The sequence below is a fragment of the Streptomyces sp. NPDC059957 genome, from assembly GCF_042730015.1.
In the GTDB taxonomy this organism is placed as follows: domain Bacteria; phylum Actinomycetota; class Actinomycetes; order Streptomycetales; family Streptomycetaceae; genus Streptomyces.
Window position 1 is genome coordinate 1 of the sequence record NZ_JBHWMB010000169.1, and the last position, 3,332, is coordinate 3,332.

General features: G+C 71.9%; 3 protein-coding genes and 1 pseudogene. 3 read left to right on the forward strand and 1 reads right to left on the reverse strand.

Going from position 1 to position 3,332, the window contains the following annotated elements; all coding sequences use genetic code 11:
• Positions 1-248 (reverse strand): annotated as a pseudogene (locus ACFWBW_RS41645) (hypothetical protein); the annotation flags it as partial.
• A gap of 136 nt (positions 249-384) precedes the next feature.
• Between ACFWBW_RS41645 and ACFWBW_RS41650 the strand changes: the two are divergent.
• The 3 genes from ACFWBW_RS41650 (at position 385) to ACFWBW_RS41660 (ending at position 3,256) form a co-directional block, all read left to right on the forward strand.
• A complete protein-coding gene (locus ACFWBW_RS41650; RefSeq protein WP_385385112.1) occupies positions 385-669 on the forward strand; it encodes a hypothetical protein in 285 nt (94 codons plus the stop codon).
• A 268-nt stretch (positions 670-937) separates the two neighbouring features.
• Positions 938-2,086, forward strand: coding sequence for a nitric oxide synthase oxygenase (locus tag ACFWBW_RS41655; protein ID WP_385385115.1), 1,149 nt, complete (start codon positions 938-940; stop codon positions 2,084-2,086).
• An 81-nt stretch (positions 2,087-2,167) separates the two neighbouring features.
• Entirely contained in the window at positions 2,168-3,256 is a 1,089-nt protein-coding gene (locus tag ACFWBW_RS41660; protein ID WP_385385118.1) for a lactonase family protein, read from the forward strand.
• The last annotated feature ends 76 nt before the right edge of the window (positions 3,257-3,332 follow it).

The following is a 3,332-nucleotide window of genomic DNA, read 5'->3' on the forward strand; positions in this document are numbered from 1 at the left end:
GGCGCGGCCCGCTGGTTCAGGATGGCCCGCTTGATCGGCCGCGCGAGGGTGATCGCGGCGACCGAGGGCGGTACCGGGAGGTGGTCGTCGGAGCCCTCCGACTTCCGCAGCAGCCCGAAAGCGATCAGGCATCCCGGAACGGTCCCGGATAAACCGCCCTCGCGCAATGCCCTGCGGTAACCGGCCGCGCAGTTCCCGCAGATCGACGTGCAGCCGTCAATGTCGGGATGTGCGGTGTTGGTGTTCATCTGGACCCCCTTCTTGTTCCGGCAATGCAAGATCAGGATGCCTCGGTCCGTTGGCCGCGGGGGAGTGGAACGGCAGGATCCTTCCTGCCTGGTGATCGCGAAATGGCCCACATGACCGGTGGCGGGAGTGGCGACGGTGAAGCGAAACATTCATTCCGAGCGCAGGATTCCGCCGGCGGGGCTGAGCGAGGCGCTGGACATGCTGGCCCGGGCGCGCAAGGCCGTGGACGACGCGTACGGATCCGACGAGCAACTTGCACGGGTTGCCTTGCACTTGATCGACTGCGCGGCCGACGCCTCGGCACTGCTCTCCCGTGAAGGCGGCCTGGAAGCGGCCCGTGAGGCGCTGGGCTCCGCCCGCTCCGCGGTCGTCGCCGCCACCGCCGCGGTGCGCGTGATCCACGACGAGACGCGCGTCTGAGCGGTCGGCCGGGAGCCGTTCGGGCGTCCTGCGGGCGTCGTTCGGTCGAGCGCCCGACGATGCCGCGGATAGTACGTCCCCCCAAGTCCCGTCCGCAGGCCGATCGATGAAGATCACACGGAGGAGTGTTCCGGGCGCGCCTTCCGTACGCCGCTGACCTGCGGCGTGTACAACGGGTGATTGTTCATTGCACATTCATCCGGCATGGCGCCCGTTCACGGCGCGCGGGGTGGACCTGGTCGGATCGGACAGGGGGTAACCGCCCGGAATGGAAATACTTCAACAACGCGCCGACGCCGCTCAGGTGTGGGAAGCGGCCGAGGAGTTCATCCGCCTGTTCCACAGGGAGAACCCGGACGCGGGTGATCCGCGCGAGCGGCTCGCCGCCGTACGGGCCGAGCTCGCCGAGACGGACACGTACCGGCACACTCCCGAGGAACTGGAGCACGGCGCCCGCGTCGCGTGGCGCAACAGCAACCGCTGCATAGGCAGGCTGTACTGGAATTCGCTGCGCGTCCGCGACCGCCGCGGGCTCACCGACGCCGACGGGATCGCGGAAGAGTGCTTCGAGCACCTGCGCGAGGCCACCAACGGCGGCCGGGTCCGGCCCACCATCACGGTCTTCGCCCCCGACACCCCGGAGCGTCCCGGCCCGGTCATCTGGAGCGAGCAGCTGGTCCGGTACGCCGGATACGGCGACCACCCCTCGATAACCGTCGGCGACGCCCGCAACGCCGAGCTCACGAGCGCGCTGCTCGCGCTGGGCTGGTCCCGCGGCCCCGGTACCCCCTTCGACCTCCTTCCGCTGGTCGTGCAGGGGGTAGACGACAAACCCCGCTGGTTCGACGTCCCCCCGGACGCGGTGCTGGAGGTGCCCATCGAGCACCCCGAGGGAGCGGCCGGCGGTGACGGCTGGTCGGACTGGGGCCTGCGCTGGCACGCCGTACCCGCGATCTCCAACATGTGCCTGGAGATCGGCGGCATCCACTATCCGGCGGCGCCCTTCAACGGCTGGTACATGGGAACCGAGATCGGCGCCAGGAACCTCGCCGACACCGACCGCTACAACCTCCTGCCCGCGGTCGCCCGCCGCATGGGCCTCGACACCGCCAGCGACCGGTCCCTCTGGAAGGACCGTGCGCTCGTCGAGCTCAACCGGGCGGTGCTGTACTCCTTCGACCGGGCCAAGGTCACCATCGCCGACCACCACACGGAGTCCCGGCGCTTCCTGACCCACCTGGAGAAGGAGGAGCGCAAGGGTCGCGACGTGGGCGCGGACTGGTCCTGGATCGTGCCGCCCATATCCGGGTCCGCGACCCCGGTCTTCCACCGTACGTACGAGGACCGGCCGAGCTCGACCGCCTACGTCCACCATTCCGGCGCCCAGGAAAGGGCCCAGGGACGGGATTTGGTCTAGACCTTCTGTTACCGTCGCTCCCAGGGGGTACCTCCCGGCGTTAGCTGGGGGAGGATCCGGAACGGCGGAGAGGGGCCTCTCGTGAGCGGCGCGGACAGTGGTGTGGGCGGTATTGACCGTACGGCCGACGGCGGCGGACACCTGGCCTGGATCGGCTCGTTCACCTCGGGGGGCGGCCGCGGTGTCACCACCGCGGCCGTGGATCCGGCCACCGGAGCGCTGACCGTGCTCTCGGCCACGGACGCCGTCGCGAACCCCTCGTACCTGGCCCACGAGCCCGCCACCGGCGTGCTGTACGCCGTGAGCGAGGTCACGGAGGGCGCCGTGGGCGCCTTCCGGACCACCGCGCAGGGACTCGTCCCCCTCGGCGCGGCCGTCCCCGTCGGCGGCTCCGGCCCCACCCACCTCGGCGTGGCCGGGCGCCGGCTCCTGACCGCCAACTACACCTCCGGCAGCGTCAGCAGCCTCCCGCTCGCCGCCGACGGCTCGATCGGGGGGCCCGCCGCCGTACTCGTCCACCAGGGCTCCGGACCCGATGCCGGCCGGCAGGAGGGCCCGCACGCCCACCAGGTGCTGCCCGACCCGAGCGGCCGCTGGGTGCTCAGCGTCGACCTCGGCACCGACTCGGTACGGGTCTGCGCGCTCGACCCGGCCACCGGAGCCCCGGTCCTCCACGCCGAGACCGCGCTGCGCGCCGGGACCGGCCCCCGCCACCTTGCCTTCCACCCCTCCGGCGACGTGGTCTACGTCCTGCACGAGCTGGAGCCGCAGCTGACCGTCTGCCGCTGGAACGGGGAGTCGGGCGAGCTCCAACCGGTCGGCGAGGTTCCGGTCGCCTCCACGGGCGCTCCAGGGGCTCCGGCGGCCTACCCCTCGGCCGTCGTGGCCTCCGCCGACGGCCGTTTCGTCTGGGCGGCCGTCCGCGGAGCCGACACCATCACCACCCTCTCCCTCGCCGGCGGCGCGGAGAAGCCGCTGCTCACGGGCACCGTGCCGTGCGGGGGCAGTTGGCCGCGCGATCTCGCCGCCGACCCGTCGGGGCGGAGGCTGTACGCGGCCAACGAGCGCTCCGGCGACGTCACCTGGTTCGACGTGGACCCCGTGACCGGCGAGCCGCGCCGGGCCGGCTCGGTGTCCGTGCCCGCCGCCACCTGTGTGGTCTTCGGCTGAGGCCACGGCCGGCAGCGGCCGGTACGGCCGTACGCACGAGGGCCCGCGCCCCGGCTCGTTCGATTCAGAACGGTCC

What these genes read in the sequence shown, in the direction of transcription:
- ACFWBW_RS41655 (WP_385385115.1), top strand. Translation starts at nt 938, where the DNA reads ATGGAAATACTTCAACAACGCGCCGACGCCGCTCAGGTGTGGGAAGCG.